General features: G+C 61.1%; 6 protein-coding genes. 4 read left to right on the forward strand and 2 right to left on the reverse strand.

Going from position 1 to position 5,096, the window contains the following annotated elements:
- Together ENZ74_RS21110 and ENZ74_RS21115 are read right to left on the reverse strand one after the other, a co-directional pair.
- The coding region (locus tag ENZ74_RS21110; protein WP_127312972.1) for a thiamine pyrophosphate-binding protein at positions 1 to 1,163 on the reverse strand (1,163 nt) is incomplete at its 3' end.
- Positions 1,164 to 1,269: 106 nt separating this feature from the next.
- The gene (locus ENZ74_RS21115) at positions 1,270 to 2,280 is read right to left on the reverse strand and encodes an ATP-dependent DNA ligase (RefSeq protein WP_027164032.1); all 1,011 of its coding nucleotides are present in this window, start codon (positions 2,278 to 2,280) and stop codon (positions 1,270 to 1,272) included.
- A 171-nt stretch (positions 2,281 to 2,451) separates the two neighbouring features.
- Between ENZ74_RS21115 and ENZ74_RS35255 the strand changes: the two genes are divergently transcribed.
- From ENZ74_RS35255 to ENZ74_RS21130, 4 genes are all read left to right on the forward strand, one after another.
- The gene (locus ENZ74_RS35255) at positions 2,452 to 2,832 is read left to right on the forward strand and encodes a LysE family translocator (RefSeq protein ID WP_244514263.1); all 381 of its coding nucleotides are present in this window, start codon (positions 2,452 to 2,454) and stop codon (positions 2,830 to 2,832) included.
- A gap of 6 nt (positions 2,833 to 2,838) precedes the next feature.
- A complete protein-coding gene (locus tag ENZ74_RS35260; protein ID WP_244514264.1) occupies positions 2,839 to 3,093 on the forward strand; it encodes a hypothetical protein in 255 nt (84 codons plus the stop codon).
- A 249-nt stretch (positions 3,094 to 3,342) separates the two neighbouring features.
- On the forward strand, positions 3,343 to 4,638 hold the full coding sequence (locus ENZ74_RS21125; RefSeq protein ID WP_063170144.1) for an Nramp family divalent metal transporter: 1,296 nt from the start codon (positions 3,343 to 3,345) through the stop codon (positions 4,636 to 4,638).
- A gap of 87 nt (positions 4,639 to 4,725) precedes the next feature.
- Positions 4,726 to 5,096 (forward strand): hypothetical protein (locus ENZ74_RS21130; protein WP_127312973.1); only part of this gene is annotated, 371 nt, incomplete at its 3' end.

Genomic DNA, 5,096 nt, shown 5'->3' on the forward strand with positions numbered 1-5,096 from the left:
TCCGTGGCCAGCACTGTGTCGTCCGCCAATCTTTGTCCGAACGCCCGGGCAATCGCTTGTGGCTTCAATGGTTGCGCCTGCATGTCTTCCGACTGCCGCATCATCTCGCGCCATTTTCTCATGGTCTCCTGGGAACGGCGCAGGAATTCATCGGAGGGCTTTTGCGTCAGGCGCTGGTTGAGCGCGCGCAATGTCTCGGCCGCGTCGCCGACGAGGCCGGCCTCGACCGGAAAGCGCAAGCCGATCCGTTGCGCATCGCAGTCGATCTGGACGCCACGGGCCTGTCCGGGCTGCGGGTAGTATTCGATGTAGGGGAAGGTCGAACCGACAATCAGCACCGCGTCACAGTTCTCCATCGCCTCTTGCGAAGCCAGGGTTCCAAGAATGCCGATCCCGCCGGTGGTGTAGGGATGGTCGTCCGGCAGCACCGCCTTGCCCAGCAAAGCCTTCGCGACAGGCGCCTGCAGCAGGCGCGCCGTGTGTTCGAGTTCGGCGGCCGCGCCGATGGCGCCGCGCCCGGCCAAGATCGCAACCCGCGAAGCGTCATTGAGAATGGCGGCGGCTTTGTCGAGCTCAACGTCCAGCGGTACGCTGTGACCGGCGAACATATCCTGCGGCGTGTGCGCCGGGCGATTGCGCTTGGAGCGCTTCGACGGATCACGCTCCTGCTCCTGGATGTCGCTGGCAATCGAAAGATGGGCGACGCCCTTGCGCGCCAGCGCCGTTCGGCAGGCAAGGCTGGCGACGTTTTCCATATGCGCGGCATCGGCAACATGGGCGTTATAAACGGAGACATCGTTGAACACGCGCGTCAGATCGACATCCTGTTGCGTGAACGTCTCGATCAGATCGTGGAACTGCATGCCCGTAATCGCCAGCACCGGAGCCTGGTCGAGCTTGGCGTCATAGAGGCCGGTCAGAAGATGTGTTCCGCCGGGGCCGGACGTCGCAAGGCACACGCCCAGCTTTCCTGTCCACTTGGCATATGCACATGCCATGAAGGCAGCCGACTCTTCATGCCGGACCTGAACGAAGGCAATTTTGTCGCGCCGCGTCCGCAACGCTTCCATGACCCCGTTTATGCCGTCTCCCGGCAAGCCGAACACCACCTCCACGTCCCAGGCGACGAGTGTGTCGATCAGAATTTCTGCTGCATTCGGCATGTCAGGGTAGCTCCGGGTGGATGGTGTCCGAACCGGTGAATCCCGAGTTGGTTCCTTCGTCGCAATAAATCGTGACAGGTTTCTGGGGCGATCTTCCTGGGGCGGTTTATTCGATCTGCTCGAACGTGCATTGCCGTGGCGCCTTGTCGGGGCGCCAGCGCAGCAGTTTGGTGCCATGGCGAAACCGATTGCCGGTGACGTGGTCGAAGCGGACCTCCACCACCAGTTCAGGTTCCAAAGGCTCCCATTGTCCGCTGCGCTCCGTGCTCCAGCGGCTCGGGCCGCCGGGCGCCTTGCCGGTGAATCCGGGCTCTGACCGCAGCCCTTCCAGCCGGCGCGTGAGCGCTCCTCTGTCGGTCCTGGCGATGGTCGACGTGAAGCCGACGTGATCGAGCTTGCCGTCGTCATTGTAGAGGCCGAGGAGCAGTGAGCCGACCTCACGGCTACCCGCGAGATAGCGGAAACCGCCGACAACGCAATCGGCGGTGCGCCTCGGCTTTACCTTCACCATCGCACGTTCGCCGCACAGATAATGCTCGTCGAGCACTTTGGCCACGATGCCGTCGGTCGATGCATGGCCGGCCCCGTTCAGCCATCGAGCCGCCGTCGCTGCATCATAAGTGCACTTCGACAGGCGAAGATCCGGACTGTTCGAGGAGGTCACGAAGTCCTCGATCGCTCGCCGCCTTTCGACAAGTGGTTTGCCGGTGATGACCTCGCCGCCCGGCCTGGCAAGCATGTCGAAGAGGATCAGACTGGCAGGCGTCTGCGAACTCAGTTTGCGGATTCTGCTTTGTGCCGGGTGAAGACGCATCTGCAGCGCCTCGAAGGAAAGCTCACCGTCCACCTCGATGACAATCTCGCCGTCGATGACGAAATGCCCGCGCTTGAGGTCACGCAGGATCTCCGTGATTTCCGGAAAATAGCGGCCGAGCGGCTTGCCGGATTTGGCGCGCAGGTCAACGGTGTCGTCGCTCTTGAAAGCAAGGCAGCGGAATCCGTCCCATTTAGGCTCGTACTGCCAGCGGTTCCCATCCCTTGGGATTGCATCGGCAAGCCTGGCCTCCATCGGAGACGTATCCAGCGGGAGCGGGAAGGCGTTTATCGGTTCATGCACGGATCAGGCCTCCAAAACCGGTTCAGGAACGGCTCCGGCTTTTCAACTTCCAGGACTGCACCGCGTTCCATCTGACGGGTTCATGGAGGTTCTTCACGATGGACATTTTCATTTGCCGCCGGAACCCGGTGACGGCTGGCCGCTTTGATGTCATCGGCGGCGCGAAAGGAGATGCCCATCGACCTCTCATTGTGGACAGCTTTTGTCGGAACCGTCATTCTGATGCAGGTGCCGCCAGGCCCCGACAGCATGCTGGTGATGGCCCGCGGCATCGGACACGGGCGCGGCGTGGCGTTGTTCACGGTACTCGGCATGACGCTGGGCGCCGGACTGGTGCAGCTTCCGCTGATTGCATTCGGCCTGTCTTCGCTTGTCCACGCCTCGCCGGTGGCGTTCAATCTGCTTCGATGGGCCGGGGCGGCCTATATCATGTGGCTGGGTTTCCGGCTGCTGCTTTCAGCCTCGGCAACCATTCCCACAGGTGACATCAAGGCCCTGCGGCCGCTCGCCGCCGCCCGGGAAGGAATGATCGCCAATCTGAGCAATCCCTAGCCTTTGATGTTCATGGTTGCGTTCCTGCCGCAATTTGTCGACCCGCATAGGGGCTCCGTCACGTTGCAACTGGTGCTGCTTGGCGCAACACAGAAGATAACCGGTGTGCTGGTGCTGGGAGCCTACGCCTTGGCATCGGGCGCGGTCGGCGCATGGGTCATGCGGCACCCTCGCGCAAGGCTTTGGCAGCAGCGGCTCGCCGGCTGTCTCATTATCGGCCTCGGCGTGCGGATGGTGATCGGCGGCAGTACGAGCCGCTGACTTGAAGAAATAGCTTGCCACGTCGCCTGAAGGATTGGCTTCGACACAAGCATTGTCTTCTTCAGGGGGACGGAGCATTCGCTTTGACGTTCGGCTCCGCCGCCGTTGCGGGCCGGGACCGTGTCCAGGAACAAAAAACCTGACCGGAGGTTCGAACCTCGATCTCAATGCAGCTGCAACGCTTCATCGCCATCCGATTGGAATGTTCGTCATGATTTCTTGCGTGGCCTCGGTAAAGACGCGCCTTCAATGAACAAGCCGCCTGAGAATGCTGGCCAAAGGGAAAGCAGGCGAAAAGGGGGCGACGTCGTTCGGGCTCTTGGGCTTGGCCTGATCACCGGCGCGGCCGATGACGACTGCTCGGCCATCGGTACCTACGCCAGCGCCGGAGCGCGGTTCGGCCCCGACCTGCTGTGGACGGCACCTGTCACGCTGCCGATGATGTATCTCGTCGTCTACCTTTCATCCAAACTTGGCCAGGTTTCGGGTCGCGGGCTTTTCCAGGTCATATCGGACCTCTATCCGCGTTGGCTGCTATGGTCCGTGCTGGTGGGCGTGCTGATTGGCAACACGATCGAGGCAGCCGCCGACCTTGGCGCCATGTCGGCGGCTATTGTGCTGTTCGTTCCGCTGCCTGCTCCGTTGGTCGTCACTGCCGTTGCGGTCGTCATTTTTGCCCTGCAGGTGCTCGGATCGTACAAATTGATCCGAAATGTGTTCCGGTGGCTGGCTCTGGCTCTGCTTGCCTATGTGGTCTCCGCGGTGCTTGCCAAACCGGATGCCGCTTCCATCCTGCGTGGCACGCTGTTGCCACAAATCGAGTTCAGCCGAGAGTACCTGTCCATCCTCGTCGCCATCGTCGGGACCACTCTCTCCGCATACCTTTACACGTGGCAGTCCAATCAGGAGGTGGAGGAGGAGATCGCCAAGGGTCGAACGAGCCTCGAAGAGCGCAAAGGCGCCACCGAGGGTGAACTGCGCCGATCCCGCCGCGATATCCTAATCGGCATGACGTTCTCCAATCTGATCATGTATTTTATCATCCTTTCGACCGGGTCGACGCTCTACAAGGCCGGACACACGCAGATCGAGACAGCGGCACAGGCGGCCGAAGCGCTGCGGCCGCTTGCCGGCGACGCTGCCGGCATTCTCTTTGCGGCCGGTGTAATTGGCGTCGGCTTCCTGGCCGTGCCGATCATGACCGCTGGCGCTGCTTTCGATTTCGCCCAGGCGATGGGATGGAAGAATAGCCTGCATGCCAAACCCCGGCAGGCTCCCAAATTCTACATCGCGATCGGGGTCATAACGCTGGTGGCGGTGGGTCTCAATTTCTTCGGCTTCAACCCGATGAAAGCTCTCGTCTGGTCCGGCATCGTGCAAGGATTTTCAACGCCGCCGCTGCTGCTTCTCATCCTCATCATGACCAACAATCGCAAGATCATGGGCGACAAGGTCAACAGCACAAGCACGAACATCCTGGGCGGCGTGACGACCTTGGCGATTTTTGCGGCGTCGGCGGGATTGGTGGCAAGCTGGTTCCTGTAGCTCGCATGGCATGACAGATGTTCAGGCACGGTGGAACATCGGCGGTCAAATCCCGTTGAGACGCTTGTGGGAGAAAGGAGGTTGTCCATGTCAAAGTTGCAGGCCGCAACTCCGGACCGTTTAAGGCAACTCAGGCTTGAAGCTTCAGCACATTTCGCTCCGTTGATGCTGAACGAAGCCCTGTTGCGCCTTTCCCATGCCTGCGGAGGCGACAGCCTCGACCGCTTCGAGAAAGCCATGGTTGATCAAATCGAGGCTGCCAAGGACGATCGGGCCGATTTCGAAACGATCAAGGAACTCGCGATCGAGCAGCTTTACGCCCTGGTCCGGAACGCCAACGATTCGCCGAAAAAGAAACAGTCGCTGGAGAAGATCGACACGCGCAGAACGCCCGGCCGGTCCGAAGAACCACGCACGCTCGAGGACCAACTGCAGGCGGGGTTGGAGGATTCCTTTCC

The sequence above is a fragment of the Mesorhizobium sp. M7A.F.Ca.CA.002.15.2.1 genome (assembly GCF_003998715.1).
Lineage (GTDB): Bacteria > Pseudomonadota > Alphaproteobacteria > Rhizobiales > Rhizobiaceae > Mesorhizobium > Mesorhizobium ciceri.